General features: G+C 74.6%; 1 protein-coding gene. It reads right to left on the reverse strand.

The window, feature by feature from the left end; genetic code table 11:
- Positions 1-92: 92 nt before the first annotated feature.
- Positions 93-596 carry a hypothetical protein gene (locus tag G3I53_RS18010; RefSeq protein ID WP_164333464.1) on the reverse strand — a complete coding sequence of 168 codons (504 nt, stop codon included), beginning with the start codon at positions 594-596 and terminating at the stop codon, positions 93-95.
- Positions 597-733 lie beyond the last annotated feature (137 nt).

A 733-nucleotide genomic window follows, 5' to 3' on the forward strand; every position in this document is an offset into this window, starting at 1 on the left:
CGCCCCGATCCCGCGCGCGGCGCCGGTCACCACGACCGTGCGGCCGTGCAGCGGCGCGGCGCGCCCGGCGCGCAGGGCGCTCCCGGTCCGCGTCATGCCGGGTCCGCCCGCCCGGAGGTGTTGCGTTCCTTCACGGCGGTCTCGCTCTCCGGGGAGGTCTCGGGGCGCGCGGTGTGGTCCGGGTGGCCGGCCGTGCGGCGGTTCTCCTTCATCGCGGCCTCGTACAGGTGGTCGCGCCCCTCGGCCAGTTCGTCGACGGCGGCCCGTTCGATGTCGCGGAACGGCTGGTAGTAGGTGTCGTCGTAGGCCTCGACGATCTGGAAGGTCCAGTGTCCGGGGATGACGTTGCGGCCCAGCACCTGGGTGCGCACCGTCTCGGCCCAGTCCGGGTGGCCGGCCTTGTGGAGCAGTTCGACCGCGCGGTCCAGTTCCAGGTCGGCGGTGCCGGTGAGCTGGTGGAAGCTGTACAGGTGGCCGCGGGCGCGCTCGGTGGTCTCCAGTGCCTTCGACAGCGCCCCGAGCGCCTCCACGGTCTCGGCGCTGACGCCCTCGGGACGCTGGTGGGCGCGGTCGGGCCCGTCGTCGTGACCGGTCATCGTGTCGCCTCCGTGTGGGTCGTGGTTCAGGTGCCGGGTGCCCGGCGTTCCGTGACCGGCCGCTTGTGTCCGGTGCGGTCGCGGCGGGTCAGCACCCGCTGGGCCAGGGCCGGCACCGGCTTGCGGCGCAGTGCGGC

Source organism: Streptomyces sp. SID14436 (assembly GCF_010548465.1).
GTDB lineage: Bacteria > Actinomycetota > Actinomycetes > Streptomycetales > Streptomycetaceae > Streptomyces.